Genomic DNA, 17,090 nt, shown 5'->3' with positions numbered 1-17,090 from the left:
GCACCTGTATATAGTGAAAAATGAGTATGTTATAATGTAAAAAAATCATTAGAAGGAGCAGAATCAATGACAACTTCATTCCAGAGAAGTCCAGAAGTTGCGAAAAAGTATTTCAGGCAATTTTATTTGCTTAGATGTTTAATTGGTACGGTGTTGCTTATTATTGCTTTTTCCCTCGATTACTATTTTGAGATTTGGCAACCGATACAATATATCGCGGGTGGTTTACTCATCTTACACATTTTATACTGTCTGTTAAAACCTTACTTTCGATATCATTTCACCTATTATCGAATCAAAGAAAATATGATTGAAGTGAAGCGTAACTATTGGTTTCGCAAACATCAAATTCTAAAGATTGAGAGACTTCAATATCTCCACTGGGAAAATGGACCACTATTGCGACGTCATCAGTTGCAAAGTTTGATACTAACAACAGCAGGTCATACGATCACGTTGCCTTTATTATATGAAGAAGACGTGCATCAACTCGAACAGTACTGTCTCGAACTATTACAGGAGGGTGATAGTGATGTATAGTCCACAAAAGCTCCATCCCATCTCATATGTGATGAGTATTTTCAATGCAATAAAATCCAATATTATACCGCTGTTACTCTTCTTGCTATTTGCAATTAAAGATTTTGATTATACGGAGCCTTCGAATTATATTTTCCCTGGAATGGTTGCATTCTTTTTCTTAATCACATTAGTAAACGATGCTATCAAAGCATATCGTACTCGTTATTGGATTGAAGGCAATCATTTTATTGTCACAACAGGTTTATTTAATCTCGAACGAAAAGAATTAAATATTTCTCGCATTCAATCGATGGATACGTCACAAAATCTGATTCATCAAATTGTTGGGGGAGTCAGGTTACAAATACAAACACCGAGTGATGGTATAGCACTTGAAACTATTACCCGAGCACAAAGTGAAGCGATTCAATCAGAACTGGAGAAGGTAAAATTTGATTTGAATGAGCATAAGCGTGATACAGAAGATAGCGAAGTAGCAGATGCTGAATCTTCTACTAATGCAATCAATATGCCACCAGAAGAAGAGTTATATCAATTATCTACAAAAAATCTACTATTTATGGCGATGACAAGCGGTGCTATTTTTGTTGCACTTGCGACACTCAGTCCTATTTTGACGGCAATGTTAGATTATATTGATTGGAATTGGTTGACTGAAGAGGTATCTTCTATTGTGAACAGTACAGTTCTTATTACGACAGTGATTGTTTCAGCTGGTATCATCATTTCATATTTTGTAGGGATTTTGATTACATTTTTCCGCTATTACAATTACACATTGAAACGGCAAGGTGACTACTTGACGATACGATATGGGCTTTTGAATGTTAAAAAAGTAACTGTCCCTTTAAAGCGCATCCAAGCTGTCATTGAACATAAAAGTTATTTGCGTACATTATTTGGCTACACAGCATATGATTTTGTCATAACAAGCGATATGAAAGTCGATTTGGAGAATGACTTTGCGGATGGTCGTGTGATGGTATTGCCATTTATACACAAACGTGAAGTGCGTGCACTATTAGCATCGATGGTACCGCATATGCAGTTTGATGAAGTTGACCACTCCTTACCATGGCGTGGATTCCATAGACGATTTTGGATACAATCACTCGTATTAGTCATCATTGCAGCTATTGTACACTACTATTTCTGGGTGTGGATTTGGATACCTGTCGCATTCTATATAGTGATGCGCATATTTAAGAGTTACATGACTATCTTAAAAGCTGGTTGGCACGTAGCAGGTGATGAAATCGCAATACGCCGTGTCTCGTATACTGGATTCCGAACAACTTATTTCAAACATGACAAAATACTCGGTTGGCAACGTGAATATCATCCAGTGATGGCAAATGCACAATTGAATCATTTTCATTACACGTTGGCTAAAGGTTCGTTGAGCATGGATGTGGGATTAGACTTCGTTGATACGCAAGATGTGGATGCATTACAATCATGGTATATAGAAGGTGGTGATCGTGATGACGCATGAATTGTATAACAAAATGGCACCAGAAGCGCGTAAAGTCATGCGTATTGCTAGTATGATTATTACAGCAGCAATTTTAATCTTAGCAATTGCGTCATTTGTCTCAAGTTATTTCATCAGTTCATTCGAATCACAACTCAAGTGGGTGGCATTGCTGCTAGTCATCATTGCAGTTTTGTATGCAGTTGTATTTGTCTGGCTCAAACCACTTTATACGTACCATGTCTTTCGTTATCATTTTTCAGAACAAGGCATTGTCGTTAGAGAAGGGTTTATATTTGTACAACAAACACAAGTACCATTATTCCGAATCCAAAACATTGATATGGATGAAGGGTTTATTATGCGTAAATATGGGCTTGCAACATTAACTATCTCTACGGCAGGTGGCAATGTTGAGATTTCTTTAATTGAAAAAGAACAAGCATTAAAGATTAAGCAGCTTATTCAACAAGGAATCATTATAGATGAAAATAATGATGAAAGTCATACACCGCTTGAAATAACTGATGAAAATTATGATAAAATAAAAGATGCGCAAACTGAAGATGAGGAGACGTTGTTATGATATTTGGCTTAGGCGTTGATTTAGTTGAAATAGACCGCATCAAGACGATAACAGAAAACCAACCTAAGTTCGTTAAACGCATCTTAAGCCAAGACGAATATGCCCATTACACGCAGTTGTTACATCCTCAGAGACGTATAGAATTTTTGGCAGGTCGATTTGCGGTAAAAGAAGCTTTTAGCAAAGCGCTCGGTACAGGGATCGGTAAAGAAGTCGCATTCAATGACATTCATTGTGCAAACGATGAAAAAGGAAAACCTTATATTTTATTCGATGGTTTTATCGTACATGTATCCATCACCCATACGGCGCACTATGCCATGAGTCAAGTTATATTAGAACAAAAAGATCAATGAAGTATATCAAAGGAAGGTGACAGTAGTTTGTCAGAAAAGTATTATCGTGATACCACATTATCTGTAAATTTAGATGCGATTACATCTAACTATCAAGAATTATCCAAGTGTCATCCTACAAAGACGATGATGCCTGTCGTCAAAGCGAATGCCTATGGCTTAGGAAGTGTAGCAATCGCTAATCATCTCGCATCACTAGGCGTTACGTTCGTCTGTGTTGCGACATTGGATGAAGCGATTGAATTACGCATGCATGGATTTAAAGAGAAAATCTTAATCCTTTCAAGTGTTCCGCCTGCGAATATTAACAAGGCTATTCAACACCGTGTGGCAGTTGCTGTACCTTCTAAAGCGTGGCTGGAAGAAGCAATTTCTCATATTGATCCAACAAATGAAAAGTCATTATGGCTGCATATCAAGTTGGACACTGGTATGAATCGACTAGGCATTAAAGATATCGAAACATATCGTGAAATGATTGCGCTCATCGAACAGTATGAACAGTTGATCTTTGAAGGTGTCTTTTCACATTTTGCATCAGCAGATGAAGAAAATGATTCTGCGCAACAGCAGTATCAACGTTTTGAAAGTCTCGTAACGAATGCAGAGCGTCCAACGTATGTGCATATTCAAAATTCAGCAGGAACATTACGTTTCAATCCTGAAATCTGTAATGCGTATCGTCCAGGTATTGCACTTTACGGTTATTATCCGACACCATTTATTGAATCCAAAAAAACGGCACGTCTGACACCTGCTGCGACTGTTGAAACAACTGTTGTTCAAGTAAAACAAGTAGAAGCGGGAGAAACGATTGGATATGGCGAGACGTATACAGCAACAGAGCGTATGCATATTGCACTTCTATCAATTGGTTATGCAGATGGATATTTACGCCAAATGCAAGGCGCTTATGTAAGTGTAAACGGTCAACAATGTGAAGTGGTTGGTCGTATTAGCATGGATCAAACGGCAATCAAAGTACCAGCGAACGTACAGCCGGGAGACAAAGTTGTCGTATTAGAAGCACGTGCCCATACACCACAATCGGCTGAAACACTTGCCCAGAAACAACAGACGATTAACTATGAAGTACTTTGTAACTTTGGACGTCGTATTCCACGCATCTATATTTCAGGGGAAAACATTGATGTCACAAATGAATTGTTAAAATAATATGGTAGATTTGTTATTTTTTTGCTATCATTGTGAGTGATAAAATTAGATTTTTAATGTGAGTTGAATTGATATGGAGGGTCTCATGATGTCAGTATTCAATCAAGTAAAATTTAAAAATTTAGAGCAGTCATTAAAAGAAGGTTATGCACAAATGGCTGATCTCAATCTCTCCCTAGCGACAGAAGCATATTCAGTAGAGTGTGAGGCGTGCGATTGTAATGAATCTCACTTACTATCAAAGCATCAGGATGATTAAATGAAGCGCGGTGATGTATACTTAGCTGATTTATCACCAGTACAGGGTTCTGAACAAGGGGGAGTTAGACCCGTCGTAATCATACAAAATGATACTGGTAACAAATATAGTCCGACTGTGATTGTAGCGGCAATTACTGGACGTATTAATAAAGCGAAGATTCCAACACATGTAGAAATTGAAAAAAAGAAATACAAACTGGACAAAGATTCTGTTATTTTGTTAGAACAGATTCGGACAGTTGATAAAAATCGATTGAAAGAAAAACTGACTTTTTTATCGGACGAAAAGATGAAAGAAGTAAACAATGCACTCGGTATCAGTCTAGGGTTACAAGTGGTTCAATCACGATAACAGGGGGATATACGAGTTGATCTGTTATAAGTTTTATGACAGTCAAATTGATCTTTGAGTCATGACAGACATTCGAGTTATTTGTGATAGAACAGTGAAGCATGCCCGACAACAATTGAGATAAATAGCACTTCATCTTATGAACGATGTAGATCAAAGGGAATAGGATATTACTTGAAGCGATTTGCTTAAAGTCATCCTTGTCAGGGTGGACGATGAAATCTTTGAACTGATAAGGTTTCACGGCCACTTTTTTGTTTTTAGGTGGAATATGATTGGAAAAGGAGTATTGAGAGTGGCGCAATCAAAAACAGAGTACTATTTTGAATTAATCGACCGGTTTTTAAATAGTAGTAACAGTGATGAAGTTTTAGAGATAGCACGTACATTTGCCAGTAACTTACCTGAAGAAAGTGTCACACCTGAGGCAATTGTCAATATACATAAATCATACCTTGAAGCTCGTACCTTAAGTCAACAAGACATGAAGGATAGCTTGGATGTTCTCGAAGTCGTCATTCAAAGTTTTGGTTACGATTATACGGATTACAAGCGACTTGTTGATCGCATGGAAGTTCATGACAAAGAGATGGGAGTAGCTTCTAGTCTTCAGCAAACAATGCTCAAAACAGATATTCCCCAATTTGATAGCATACAAATCGGTGCAATCTCTGTGGCAGCACATCAAGTGAGTGGTGACTACTTCAACTTGATTGATCATAAAGACGGAACGATGAGTTTTGCAGTTGCAGATGTTATCGGGAAAGGAATACCAGCAGCGTTAGCGATGAGTATGATCAAGTTTGGCATGGACTCATATGGACATTCACAATTGCCAAATGATGGATTGAAGCGGTTGAACCGAGTAGTTGAGAAAAACGTCAACCAAAATATGTTTGTGACAATGTTTTATGGTCTATATGAAGATCTTAATCATATCTTGTATTGCAGTTCAGCAGGACATGAACCCGGCTATATTTTCAGAGCAGCAACCGATACATTTGAAGAAATTACCGTTCGAGGTCGCGTACTCGGTGTAAGTCCCAATATTCGTTATGACCAACAGGAAATAAAGATTGAGTTAAATGATATGATCATTATTTTCACAGACGGTGTTACAGAAATCAGAGACGACTCAGGTCGTTTTATCGATAAAAATTACTTGTTGGACTTTATTTTGAAATATAAAGATATGCATCCGCAAGACATTGTACAGTTATTGTATGAGGCATTGTTACGTTTACAAGAAAAGAGTAAGCGTGATGATTTGACAATCTTGATCATTAAAAGAGCCCGATAATCACTAATAAACGATTATGGTGATCAATAATTGGGTAAAAACTAATAGTAGACTATTTTAGGAGTGTATAAATTAATGAACCTTAACATAGAAACTGATGTATATGAAGAATACTATGAGGTCACTGTTGCTGGTGAATTAGATGTAGCAACAGTCCCTGAACTTGAAGCTGTACTGTTGCCAATTCGCCAAGAAGGAACACATGATGTTCATGTTAATTTGACAGATTTAACTTATATGGATTCAACAGGATTAGGTTTATTTGTTGGGACACTCAAAGCATTGAATCAACATGACAAAGCACTCTATATTTTAGGAGTCAATGATCGTATCAAGCGTCTATTTGATATAACTGGACTAGCTGATTTAATGCATGTGAATCAAGGAACGGAGGTCGAATAACATGCCACAAGCACATGATGTCATCGAGATGAAGGTACCCGCAGCACCAGAATATGTAAGTTTAATTCGTCTGACGTTATCAGGAGTATTTAATCGTGCGAATGCATCGTACAATGATATAGAAGATGCAAAAATTGCAGTGAGTGAAGCTGTTACAAATGCGGTGAAGCATGCATATAAACACCATGAAGCGATTGGATATATTACAATTGTATTTGAAGTGACTGACACGCAAATTAAAATTGTCGTATCTGATCAAGGCGAAAGCTTTAATTACCAAGAAACAAAGCAACAACTAGGACCTTATCAAGATGATGAAAATATTGACTTTTTACGAGAAGGTGGGCTTGGCTTGTTTTTGATTGAAGCATTAATGGATGAAGTCACTGTAAGAAAAGAGACAGGTGTGACAATCAGTATGACGAAGTATATCAAAAAAGAGCAGGTGCAAACCCATGACGAAAGCATCGAACTCAATGAATAATGTTTCATCAGAACAAATCAATCAATGGATTTTAGCATGTCAAAAAAATCAAGATGAAGCCGCACAAGAAAAACTTGTTAATCATTACGGAAAATTAATCGAATCTTTAGCATATCGATATTCAAAAGGTCAATCTCATCATGAAGATCTCGTACAAGTAGGGATGGTTGGTTTGATTGGCGCAATCAATCGTTTTGACCTATCTTTTGATCGTAAGTTTGAGGCGTTCTTAGTACCAACTGTAATCGGTGAAATCAAGCGTTATTTAAGAGACAAAACATGGAGCGTACACGTTCCAAGAAGAATTAAAGAAATCGGTCCACGTATTAAGAAAACAATCGATGAATTGACGAATGAATTAGAGCGGTCGCCATCGATTCGTGAAATTGCGGAACATCTTGAAGTTTCCGATGAAGAAGTTCTTGAAGCAATGGAGATGGGTCAAAGCTATCATGCACTCAGCGTCGATCATTCGATTGAAGCGGATAAAGACGGCTCAACAGTGACATTATTAGATGTTATGGGCAGTCAAGATGAAAACTATGATTTAACCGAAAAGCGCATTATTTTAGAACGAATCTTACCAATACTATCCGATCGAGAAAGAGAAATCATTCAATGCACGTTTATTGAAGGACTCAGTCAGAAAGAAACAGGAGAACGTGTAGGTTTAAGTCAAATGCACGTTTCACGATTGCAACGAACGGCGATTAAGAAACTACAACAAGCTGTAAAGCAAACATAAATATTTGAATAGAAATATTGAAATAATAGCACATGATTTTCTGCACTTATTAAATTAAGTGTCTGAAAAGATTGTACTTCTTTCATCATCAACTTTAAAACAACATCTTTTGAATGGTAAAAAATGGAAAGGCAGTGAATCGTATGGCAACAGATACACTTGTACAAGCAATACATAAAGAATATCAATATTCGGTAAAACAAATTGAAGCGGTTCTCGCACTATTAAGTGAGAAAAATACTGTGCCATTTATTGCGAGATATCGTAAAGAAGCAACTGGTGGCTTAGATGAGGTGGCTATCAAACAAATCGATGATCGATATCAATATATGGAAAACCTTCAAAAGCGAAAAGAAGAGATTATCCATACAATTGAACAACAAGGGTTACTGACATCTGAGTTGAAACAAGATATTTTAAAACAAACAAAGTTACAGCGTGTAGAAGATTTGTATCGTCCATATAAACAAAAGAAAAAAACACGTGCTACGGAAGCGAAAAGAAAAGGGCTTGAACCTTTCGCAGAGTGGATTTTATCACAAAAGTTACCATCAGAGTTGGACGCTCAAGCTGAAAACTATCTCAATGATGAAGTAGCAACAATAGAAGAGGCGATTGCTGGTGCACAAGATATTATCGCTGAAAAAATTGCAGACCATCCAGAATATCGCAAGAAAATTTTAAAAGACGTTTGGCATACAGGTGTCATTGTGACACAAAAAAAGAAAAAAGCAGAAGATGAAAAAGCGGTATATGCGATGTACTACGATTATAGTGAACCTATCAAGAAAGCAGCCAACCACCGTATACTCGCTATAAACCGTGGTGAAAAAGAAAAGATATTATCAGTAAAAATAGATGCGGATATTGAAAAACTGTCTCAAACGATTCGTCGTATGGAAGTGAAAGGAACACATCGACTGTCGGATATCGTCATTACAGCTATTGAAGATGCGATGAAACGTCTTATTTTTCCATCTATCGAACGAGAAATTCGTGGAGATTTAACAGAGCGTGCAGAAACACAAGCCATTGATGTGTTCAGTGAAAACTTGAAAAATTTATTATTGCAAGCACCACTGAAAGGCAAACAAATACTGGGTGTTGATCCAGCCTTTCGTACAGGGTGTAAACTCGCAGTCATCAATCCATATGGTACATTTGTTGCGAAATCAGTGATGTATCCACATCCACCAGTCTCAAAAGTAAAAGAAGCAGAAGAAACCTTTTTATCAATGGTTAAACTATATGATGTTGACTTGGTGGCAATTGGTAATGGTACAGCAAGTCGTGAAACAGAGCAATTTGTAGCAAAAATGATACAAACAAATAACTTGGATATTCAATATATTATTGTCAACGAAGCCGGAGCCTCTGTATACTCAGCTTCAGACATTGCACGCCATGAATTTCCTGACTTTCAAGTTGAAGAGCGCAGCGCCGTATCGATTGGACGTCGTATACAAGATCCATTAAGTGAATTAGTCAAAATTGACCCAAAATCAATCGGTGTCGGTCAGTATCAACATGATGTGAATCAAAAAGCACTTTCAACAGCGTTAGACTTCGTCGTCGAAACAGCTGTAAACCAAGTAGGTGTCAATATCAATACTGCTTCGGGCACACTGTTGCAACACGTTTCCGGTTTATCGAAACAAATTGCAGACAATATTGTATCCCACAGAGAAGAGAATGGACCGTTTACGAAGCATCAACAAATCAAAAAAGTAAAACGTTTAGGTGATAAAACGTTTGAACAAAGTATCGGATTTTTGCGTATTGTAGATGGCGAAGATCCACTTGATAATACGGCGATTCACCCAGAAAGTTATGCGGTGACACATGATTTGTTAAGTGCAGTTAACTTGAACGTATCAGATATTGGCACAGATCATTTGAAAAAAATATTAGAAAAGATAGATACTGATCAATATGCACAAAAGTTAAATATTGGCGTGCCTACCCTTGAAGATATCGTGAATTCGTTAATTGCACCAAATCGTGACCCGCGTGATGCATATGAAACACCGCAGCTAAAGTCAGATGTACTTTCCATTGAAGACTTACGAGAAGGCATGAAGTTAACGGGGACAGTTCGTAATGTTGTGGACTTTGGTGCATTTGTTGATATCGGAGTGAAACAAGATGGCTTAGTGCATATTTCAAAAATATCTAAGCAATTTGTAAAACATCCAATGGATAAAGTGAATGTAGGAGATATTGTCGACGTATGGATAGACGGTATTGATGAGCAAAAAGGAAAAGTAGCGTTGACGATGATTGACCCGCATGAATAACATAGAGCTACAAGTAATGACTGAACAGATAGCCCAACAATACTTTCAGAGAACATTTCAACATCGTGCTTATTTTAACCCACGTTTGCGGACAACAGGTGGACGTTATTTATTAAAAACGCATGATATAGAAATTAATCCGAAACAGTATGAAGCATTTGGTGAAGCAGCACTCGTTGATATTATTAAACATGAATTATGTCACTATTTTCTACATCTTGATAAAAAAGGCTATCAGCATAAAGATGCAGATTTTAAAAAATTGAGTATTCGCGTGGGTGCACCACGATTCTGTAATCCAATTCAAAGTTATGAGTCCAGAGCAAAGTATATCTATAAATGTAGAAATTGTGGCGCAGCATATATGCGAATTCGAAAAGTCGATACAAAACGTATGCGGTGTGGCAAGTGTAGTGGAAAGCTCATAGAAAAAAATAAATAACTGTGTAAGGGCGATAGGTAATATGTATTATTATGTCTATCGTCCTTTGTTGTTTTTAAAAATTTCATGATACTTAAAAAAATAAGCGTTGATTTAAATATTATCTATATTCGGGAAATAGACTTTATAATTGATACAAAAAATGAAAATTACAAAAGATTGTTATGATTTTACTAACATTCGATAAAGCAATCTATAAATCATTCGGTTTTTACAAAGTGAAGAGTGTTTCTTCTTTGTCGTAGTTTGATTTTATATACGATTTTGTGTTGACTTTGAAAAATAGATTATATATAATAACAAAAGTCGAACAAAACAAGTTAAATAATATGGAAAATATATGTTGACTTGAGAGATACGACATGATATAGTTGAGTACGTTGCGAAAACGAAATATTAACAACAGATTACAAATATTAAATAAACATTAAAAAAGTGTTGACATCAAATGTCACGCCTGATATAATGAGTATCGTTCTGAAAAAATGATGTTTAAAGTTACCGAGCGGTCGTGGCGGAATGGCAGACGCGCTAGGTTGAGGGCCTAGTGGGAGAGATCCCGTGGAGGTTCAAGTCCTCTCGGCCGCATCAACTAAACTTTAATATCAACATTTAAATAATCTGCGGGTGTAGTTTAATGGCAAAACCTCAGCCTTCCAAGCTGATGTTGTGGGTTCGATTCCCATCACCCGCTCCATAATTTTTAACATGAACATTGAAAACTGAATGACAATATGTCAACGTTAATTCCGATAATTTGAGTACTCAGAGTAGTACTTTCAAGAGTGATTGACTTAAACAATCAAACGAGCTATATCAAGCTTACTTCTTTTATGGAGAGTTTGATCCTGGCTCAGGATGAACGCTGGCGGCGTGCCTAATACATGCAAGTCGAGCGAACAGACGAGGTGCTTGCACCTCTGACGTTAGCGGCGGACGGGTGAGTAACACGTGGGTAACCTACCTATAAGACTGGAATAACTTCGGGAAACCGGAGCTAATGCCGGATAACATATTGAACCGCATGGTTCAATAGTGAAAGACGGTTTTGCTGTCACTTATAGATGGACCCGCGCCGTATTAGCTAGTTGGTAAGGTAACGGCTTACCAAGGCGACGATACGTAGCCGACCTGAGAGGGTGATCGGCCACACTGGAACTGAGACACGGTCCAGACTCCTACGGGAGGCAGCAGTAGGGAATCTTCCGCAATGGGCGAAAGCCTGACGGAGCAACGCCGCGTGAGTGATGAAGGTCTTCGGATCGTAAAGCTCTGTTATTAGGGAAGAACAAACGTGTAAGTAACTGTGCACGTCTTGACGGTACCTAATCAGAAAGCCACGGCTAACTACGTGCCAGCAGCCGCGGTAATACGTAGGTGGCAAGCGTTATCCGGAATTATTGGGCGTAAAGCGCGCGTAGGCGGTTTTTTAAGTCTGATGTGAAAGCCCACGGCTCAACCGTGGAGGGTCATTGGAAACTGGAAAACTTGAGTGCAGAAGAGGAAAGTGGAATTCCATGTGTAGCGGTGAAATGCGCAGAGATATGGAGGAACACCAGTGGCGAAGGCGGCTTTCTGGTCTGCAACTGACGCTGATGTGCGAAAGCGTGGGGATCAAACAGGATTAGATACCCTGGTAGTCCACGCCGTAAACGATGAGTGCTAAGTGTTAGGGGGTTTCCGCCCCTTAGTGCTGCAGCTAACGCATTAAGCACTCCGCCTGGGGAGTACGGTCGCAAGACTGAAACTCAAAGGAATTGACGGGGACCCGCACAAGCGGTGGAGCATGTGGTTTAATTCGAAGCAACGCGAAGAACCTTACCAAATCTTGACATCCTTTGACCGCACTAGAGATAGTGTTTTCCTCTTCGGAGGACAAAGTGACAGGTGGTGCATGGTTGTCGTCAGCTCGTGTCGTGAGATGTTGGGTTAAGTCCCGCAACGAGCGCAACCCTTGAGCTTAGTTGCCATCATTAAGTTGGGCACTCTAAGTTGACTGCCGGTGACAAACCGGAGGAAGGTGGGGATGACGTCAAATCATCATGCCCCTTATGATTTGGGCTACACACGTGCTACAATGGACATTACAAAGGGCAGCGAAACCGCGAGGTCAAGCAAATCCCATAAAGATGTTCTCAGTTCGGATTGTAGTCTGCAACTCGACTACATGAAGCTGGAATCGCTAGTAATCGTAGATCAGCATGCTACGGTGAATACGTTCCCGGGTCTTGTACACACCGCCCGTCACACCACGAGAGTTTGTAACACCCGAAGCCGGTGGAGTAACCATTTGGAGCTAGCCGTCGAAGGTGGGACAAATGATTGGGGTGAAGTCGTAACAAGGTAGCCGTATCGGAAGGTGCGGCTGGATCACCTCCTTTCTAAGGATAATATACGGAATATCACCTTTAGGTGATAAGCGGATTAACGTGACATATTGTATTCAGTTTTGAATGCTCATATTTGAGGATTCAACCTATAATTAAATTTGTATTGAAAACGTTTGTCAGTCTATGAATCATGAATAAGAACGAGTGAGCTTACTTTGTGTAAGTAATCGAGTGATTATGAAATGATGAAGACGAATGCGAACGTTTGGCAAACAAATTGTTTGTACATTGAAAACTAGATAAGTAAGTATAAATGATTTTACCAAGCAAAAACCGAGTGAATAGCGAAAGCTTGAAACTAAAAAAATTATCGCTAGTCGTCAAATGACGACTCACATAATTAATAACACAGTTTTGAATTGAAAACGCTTGTCAGTCTATAAATCATGAACAAGAGCGAGTGCGCTTACTATGTGTAAGTAATCGAGCGATTGTGAAATGATGAAGCAGAATGCGAGCGATTGTCAATCAAAAGTAGATTAAGTTATTAAGGGCGCACGGTGAATACCTTGGCACTAGAAGCCGAAGAAGGACGTTACTAACGACGATATGCTTTGGGGAGCTGTAAGTAAGCTGTGATCCAGAGATTTCCGAATGGGGAAACCCAGCACGAGTTATGTCGTGTTATCTACATGTGAATACATAGCATGTAAGAAGGCAGACCCGGAGAACTGAAACATCTTAGTACCCGGAGGAAGAGAAAGAAAAATCGATTCCCTGAGTAGCGGCGAGCGAAACGGGAAGAGCCCAAACCAACAAGCTTGCTTGTTGGGGTTGTAGGACACTCTATACGGAGTTACAAAAGGACATGTTAGACGAATAACCTGGAAAGGTTAATCATAGAAGGTAATAATCCTGTAGTCGAAAACGTGACCTCTCTTGAGTGGATCCTGAGTACGGCGGAGCACGTGAAATTCCGTCGGAATCTGGGAGGACCATCTCCTAAGGCTAAATACTCTCTAGTGACCGATAGTGAACCAGTACCGTGAGGGAAAGGTGAAAAGTACCCCGGAAGGGGAGTGAAAGAGAACTTGAAACCGTGTGCTTACAAGTAGTCAGAGCCCGTTAATGGGTGATGGCGTGCCTTTTGTAGAATGAACCGGCGAGTTACGATCTGATGCAAGGTTAAGCAGAAAATGTGGAGCCGTAGCGAAAGCGAGTCTGAATAGGGCGAATGAGTATTTGGTCGTAGACCCGAAACCAGGTGATCTACCCTTGGTCAGGTTGAAGTTCAGGTAACACTGAATGGAGGACCGAACCGACTTACGTTGAAAAGTGAGCGGATGAACTGAGGGTAGCGGAGAAATTCCAATCGAACTTGGAGATAGCTGGTTCTCTCCGAAATAGCTTTAGGGCTAGCCTCAAGTGATGATTATTGGAGGTAGAGCACTGTTTGGACGAGGGGCCCCTCTCGGGTTACCGAATTCAGACAAACTCCGAATGCCAAATAATTTAACTTGGGAGTCAGAATGTGGGTGATAAGGTCCATATTCGAAAGGGAAACAGCCCAGACCACCAGCTAAGGTCCCAAAATATATGTTAAGTGGAAAAGGATGTGGCGTTGCCCAGACAACTAGGATGTTGGCTTAGAAGCAGCCATCATTTAAAGAGTGCGTAATAGCTCACTAGTCGAGTGACACTGCGCCGAAAATGTACCGGGGCTAAACATATTACCGAAGCTGTGGATTGTCCGTAGGACAATGGTAGGAGAGCGTTCTAAGGGCGTTGAAGCATGATCGCAAGGACATGTGGAGCGCTTAGAAGTGAGAATGCCGGTGTGAGTAGCGAAAGACGGGTGAGAATCCCGTCCACCGATTGACTAAGGTTTCCAGAGGAAGGCTCGTCCGCTCTGGGTTAGTCGGGTCCTAAGCTGAGGCCGAAAGGCGTAGGCGATGGATAACAGGTTGATATTCCTGTACCACCTAAATTCGTTTTAAGCGATGGGGGGACGCAGTAGGATAGGCGAAGCGTGCTGTTGGAGTGCACGTCTAAGCAGTGAGATTGAGTGTTAGGCAAATCCGGCACTCGTAAAGATTGAGCTGTGATGGGGAGAAGAAACAAGTTTCTTCGAGTCGTTGATTTCACACTGCCGAGAAAAGCCTCTAGCTAGAAAATAGGTGCCCGTACCGCAAACCGACACAGGTAGTCAAGATGAGAATTCTAAGGTGAGCGAGCGAACTCTCGTTAAGGAACTCGGCAAAATGACCCCGTAACTTCGGGAGAAGGGGTGCTCTTTAGGGTTCACGCTCTGAAGAGCCGCAGTGAATAGGCCCAAGCGACTGTTTATCAAAAACACAGGTCTCTGCTAAACCGTAAGGTGACGTATAGGGGCTGACGCCTGCCCGGTGCTGGAAGGTTAAGAGGAGTGGTTAGCTTCTGCGAAGCTACGAATCGAAGCCCCAGTAAACGGCGGCCGTAACTATAACGGTCCTAAGGTAGCGAAATTCCTTGTCGGGTAAGTTCCGACCCGCACGAAAGGCGTAACGATTTGGGCACTGTCTCAACGAGAGACTCGGTGAAATCATAGTACCGGTGAAGATGCCGGTTACCCGCGACAGGACGGAAAGACCCCGTGGAGCTTTACTGTAGCCTGATATTGAAATTCGGTACAGTTTGTACAGGATAGGTAGGAGCCATAGAAGCGTGAGCGCTAGCTTACGTGGAGGCATTGGTGGGATACTACCCTAATTGTATTGGATTTCTAACCCGCAGCACTTAGCGTGCTGGGAGACAGTGTCAGGCGGGCAGTTTGACTGGGGCGGTCGCCTCCTAAAGAGTAACGGAGGCGCTCAAAGGTTCCCTCAGAATGGTTGGAAATCATTCAAAGAGTGTAAAGGCATAAGGGAGCTTGACTGCGAGACCTACAAGTCGAGCAGGGTCGAAAGACGGACTTAGTGATCCGGTGGTTCCGCATGGAAGGGCCATCGCTCAACGGATAAAAGCTACCCCGGGGATAACAGGCTTATCTCCCCCAAGAGTTCACATCGACGGGGAGGTTTGGCACCTCGATGTCGGCTCATCGCATCCTGGGGCTGTAGTCGGTCCCAAGGGTTGGGCTGTTCGCCCATTAAAGCGGTACGCGAGCTGGGTTCAGAACGTCGTGAGACAGTTCGGTCCCTATCCGTCGTGGGCGTAGGAAATTTGAGAGGCGCTGTCCTTAGTACGAGAGGACCGGGATGGACATACCTCTGGTGTACCAGTTGTCGCGCCAGCGGCATAGCTGGGTAGCTATGTATGGACGGGATAAGTGCTGAAAGCATCTAAGCATGAAGCCCCCCTCGAGATGAGATTTCCCAACTTCGGTTATAAGATCCCTCAAAGATGATGAGGTTAATAGGTTCGAGGTGGAAGCGTAGTGATACGTGGAGCTGACGAATACTAATCGATCGAAGACTTAATCAAATTTTTTCACAAGGTTTTGTTTGTGTAACTGATATACTTACTATCTAGTTTTGAATGTATAACATTCAAATTTATCTGGTGCCAATGGCAAAGAGGTCACACCTGTTCCCATGCCGAACACAGAAGTTAAGCTCTTTAGCGCCGATGGTAGTTGAACTGACGTTCCGCTAGAGTAGGACGGTGCCAGGTAATTCTTCTAAGAGAGGTCTCGATGACTTCTCTTTTTTGTTGTTTTAAAGATGGTTGGGTGTTGAAATCTATGGATGAGAAACTTACTATTAAAATCATATAGAAGCCGAGCTCAGCCACTTTTATTGACTACTATAATTATTGACATTGGAATACTTTCAGTAAGACATGTTCTTAACTTTTGGATATCTTTTTTTATTTTTTCAAATTATGTATGTGCCCATGAGAGAGAAGATTGTAAATCATTCAATTTTATGTGTTTCCCATTATAAAATCATCATATTTAAAAACTGAAATCATGTTGAAATTTGTTTTTTTTTTGTAAAATGAAATCAATACTTTATAATGGAGGTTCTTTTATGTGGATTGTTTTATTAATTGTGATAGCAGCTGTATTTTTTATCACCAAAAAAGGTGATATTGGATTAATTGAATGGTTAAGATCACTTGATGTGGTGATTAGAATTGGAATATTTACGGGTATTATTGCATTGGTATTTTCTGCATTTTCACCGATTATGGCTGAAAGTCAAACAGATTCATTGGGTCTATTTTCTTTAATTGCTGGTATTCTTGTATATGTTTCACTCGGATGTTTTTTGTATACATTTGTTGTGTATTTATATAGAGTGTTATTTGGTGGAGAATAATCTTTTAACAATATAACCATTAAAAGAGACGTCATATAGGT

At 40.1% G+C, this 17,090-nt stretch carries 14 protein-coding genes, 2 tRNA genes and 3 rRNA genes; all 19 read left to right on the top strand.

Going from position 1 to position 17,090, the window contains the following annotated elements; genetic code table 11:
- The first annotated feature begins 66 nt into the window (after nucleotides 1–66).
- The 19 genes from C7J88_RS04680 to C7J88_RS04590 all read left to right on the top strand — a co-directional run bounded on the left by C7J88_RS04680 (nucleotide 67) and on the right by C7J88_RS04590 (nucleotide 17,049).
- Complete coding sequence (locus C7J88_RS04680; RefSeq protein ID WP_095117488.1) at nucleotides 67–540, top strand: PH domain-containing protein; 474 nt, start codon at nucleotides 67–69, stop codon at nucleotides 538–540.
- Complete coding sequence (locus tag C7J88_RS04675) at nucleotides 533–2,038, top strand: PH domain-containing protein (protein WP_095117487.1); 1,506 nt, start codon at nucleotides 533–535, stop codon at nucleotides 2,036–2,038. Before C7J88_RS04680 ends, C7J88_RS04675 begins: the two co-directional genes overlap by 8 nt.
- Nucleotides 2,028–2,603, top strand: coding sequence for a PH domain-containing protein (locus C7J88_RS04670; RefSeq protein ID WP_095117486.1), 576 nt, complete (start codon nucleotides 2,028–2,030; stop codon nucleotides 2,601–2,603). The genes C7J88_RS04675 and C7J88_RS04670 overlap by 11 nt, the downstream gene beginning before the upstream one ends.
- Nucleotides 2,600–2,959, top strand: coding sequence for a holo-ACP synthase (acpS, locus tag C7J88_RS04665; RefSeq protein WP_095117485.1), 360 nt, complete (start codon nucleotides 2,600–2,602; stop codon nucleotides 2,957–2,959). The genes C7J88_RS04670 and acpS overlap by 4 nt, the downstream gene beginning before the upstream one ends.
- 27 nt (nucleotides 2,960–2,986) lie before the next feature.
- Nucleotides 2,987–4,135: an alanine racemase gene (alr, locus tag C7J88_RS04660; protein WP_095117484.1), complete on the top strand. Its 1,149-nt coding sequence runs from the start codon at nucleotides 2,987–2,989 to the stop codon at nucleotides 4,133–4,135.
- Between the two features lie 88 nt (nucleotides 4,136–4,223).
- Entirely contained in the window at nucleotides 4,224–4,394 is a 171-nt protein-coding gene (mazE, locus tag C7J88_RS04655; protein WP_095117483.1) for a type II toxin-antitoxin system antitoxin MazE, read from the top strand.
- Nucleotides 4,395–4,748 carry a type II toxin-antitoxin system PemK/MazF family toxin gene (locus C7J88_RS04650; protein ID WP_095117482.1) on the top strand — a complete coding sequence of 118 codons (354 nt, stop codon included), beginning with the start codon at nucleotides 4,395–4,397 and terminating at the stop codon, nucleotides 4,746–4,748.
- A 295-nt stretch (nucleotides 4,749–5,043) separates the two neighbouring features.
- On the top strand, nucleotides 5,044–6,048 hold the full coding sequence (locus C7J88_RS04645; protein WP_268233740.1) for a SpoIIE family protein phosphatase: 1,005 nt from the start codon (nucleotides 5,044–5,046) through the stop codon (nucleotides 6,046–6,048).
- Nucleotides 6,049–6,123: 75 nt separating this feature from the next.
- Complete coding sequence (locus tag C7J88_RS04640) at nucleotides 6,124–6,450, top strand: anti-sigma factor antagonist (RefSeq protein ID WP_095117480.1); 327 nt, start codon at nucleotides 6,124–6,126, stop codon at nucleotides 6,448–6,450.
- Between the two features lies 1 nt (nucleotide 6,451).
- Nucleotides 6,452–6,934: an anti-sigma B factor RsbW gene (rsbW, locus tag C7J88_RS04635; RefSeq protein WP_095117479.1), complete on the top strand. Its 483-nt coding sequence runs from the start codon at nucleotides 6,452–6,454 to the stop codon at nucleotides 6,932–6,934.
- Nucleotides 6,906–7,679 carry an RNA polymerase sigma factor SigB gene (gene sigB, locus C7J88_RS04630; RefSeq protein ID WP_095117478.1) on the top strand — a complete coding sequence of 258 codons (774 nt, stop codon included), beginning with the start codon at nucleotides 6,906–6,908 and terminating at the stop codon, nucleotides 7,677–7,679. The genes rsbW and sigB overlap by 29 nt, the downstream gene beginning before the upstream one ends.
- 143 nt (nucleotides 7,680–7,822) lie before the next feature.
- On the top strand, nucleotides 7,823–9,976 hold the full coding sequence (locus C7J88_RS04625) for a Tex family protein (RefSeq protein WP_095117477.1): 2,154 nt from the start codon (nucleotides 7,823–7,825) through the stop codon (nucleotides 9,974–9,976).
- Nucleotides 9,969–10,418 carry a SprT family protein gene (locus C7J88_RS04620; protein WP_095117476.1) on the top strand — a complete coding sequence of 150 codons (450 nt, stop codon included), beginning with the start codon at nucleotides 9,969–9,971 and terminating at the stop codon, nucleotides 10,416–10,418. The genes C7J88_RS04625 and C7J88_RS04620 overlap by 8 nt, the downstream gene beginning before the upstream one ends.
- 505 nt (nucleotides 10,419–10,923) lie before the next feature.
- A tRNA-Leu gene (locus tag C7J88_RS04615) sits at nucleotides 10,924–11,006 on the top strand.
- A 35-nt stretch (nucleotides 11,007–11,041) separates the two neighbouring features.
- Nucleotides 11,042–11,115: transfer RNA gene (locus tag C7J88_RS04610), tRNA-Gly, on the top strand.
- A 133-nt stretch (nucleotides 11,116–11,248) separates the two neighbouring features.
- Nucleotides 11,249–12,799: ribosomal RNA gene (locus C7J88_RS04605) — 16S ribosomal RNA — on the top strand.
- A 486-nt stretch (nucleotides 12,800–13,285) separates the two neighbouring features.
- Nucleotides 13,286–16,210 (top strand): 23S ribosomal RNA (locus C7J88_RS04600).
- A 74-nt stretch (nucleotides 16,211–16,284) separates the two neighbouring features.
- A 5S ribosomal RNA gene (rrf, locus tag C7J88_RS04595) occupies nucleotides 16,285–16,399 on the top strand.
- The 16S, 23S and 5S rRNA genes sit together here with 2 tRNA genes alongside, the layout of an rRNA operon.
- A gap of 359 nt (nucleotides 16,400–16,758) precedes the next feature.
- Complete coding sequence (locus C7J88_RS04590) at nucleotides 16,759–17,049, top strand: hypothetical protein (protein WP_095117475.1); 291 nt, start codon at nucleotides 16,759–16,761, stop codon at nucleotides 17,047–17,049.
- Nucleotides 17,050–17,090 lie beyond the last annotated feature (41 nt).

Source organism: Staphylococcus muscae (genome assembly GCF_003019275.1).
Classification (GTDB): Bacteria; Bacillota; Bacilli; order Staphylococcales; family Staphylococcaceae; genus Staphylococcus; species Staphylococcus muscae.
Note: the sequence above shows the minus strand (reverse complement) of the source record. Positions and strands in the feature narration are given on the sequence as shown.

What these genes read in the sequence shown, in the direction of transcription:
- C7J88_RS04680 (WP_095117488.1), top strand. Translation starts at nt 67, where the DNA reads ATGACAACTTCATTCCAGAGAAGTCCAGAAGTTGCGAAAAAGTATTTC.
- C7J88_RS04675 (WP_095117487.1), top strand. Translation starts at nt 533, where the DNA reads ATGTATAGTCCACAAAAGCTCCATCCCATCTCATATGTGATGAGTATT.
- C7J88_RS04670 (WP_095117486.1), top strand. Translation starts at nt 2,028, where the DNA reads ATGACGCATGAATTGTATAACAAAATGGCACCAGAAGCGCGTAAAGTC.
- acpS (WP_095117485.1), top strand. Translation starts at nt 2,600, where the DNA reads ATGATATTTGGCTTAGGCGTTGATTTAGTTGAAATAGACCGCATCAAG.
- mazE (WP_095117483.1), top strand. Translation starts at nt 4,224, where the DNA reads ATGTCAGTATTCAATCAAGTAAAATTTAAAAATTTAGAGCAGTCATTA.
- C7J88_RS04650 (WP_095117482.1), top strand. Translation starts at nt 4,395, where the DNA reads ATGAAGCGCGGTGATGTATACTTAGCTGATTTATCACCAGTACAGGGT.
- C7J88_RS04640 (WP_095117480.1), top strand. Translation starts at nt 6,124, where the DNA reads ATGAACCTTAACATAGAAACTGATGTATATGAAGAATACTATGAGGTC.
- rsbW (WP_095117479.1), top strand. Translation starts at nt 6,452, where the DNA reads ATGCCACAAGCACATGATGTCATCGAGATGAAGGTACCCGCAGCACCA.
- sigB (WP_095117478.1), top strand. Translation starts at nt 6,906, where the DNA reads ATGACGAAAGCATCGAACTCAATGAATAATGTTTCATCAGAACAAATC.
- C7J88_RS04625 (WP_095117477.1), top strand. Translation starts at nt 7,823, where the DNA reads ATGGCAACAGATACACTTGTACAAGCAATACATAAAGAATATCAATAT.
- C7J88_RS04620 (WP_095117476.1), top strand. Translation starts at nt 9,969, where the DNA reads ATGAATAACATAGAGCTACAAGTAATGACTGAACAGATAGCCCAACAA.
- C7J88_RS04590 (WP_095117475.1), top strand. Translation starts at nt 16,759, where the DNA reads ATGTGGATTGTTTTATTAATTGTGATAGCAGCTGTATTTTTTATCACC.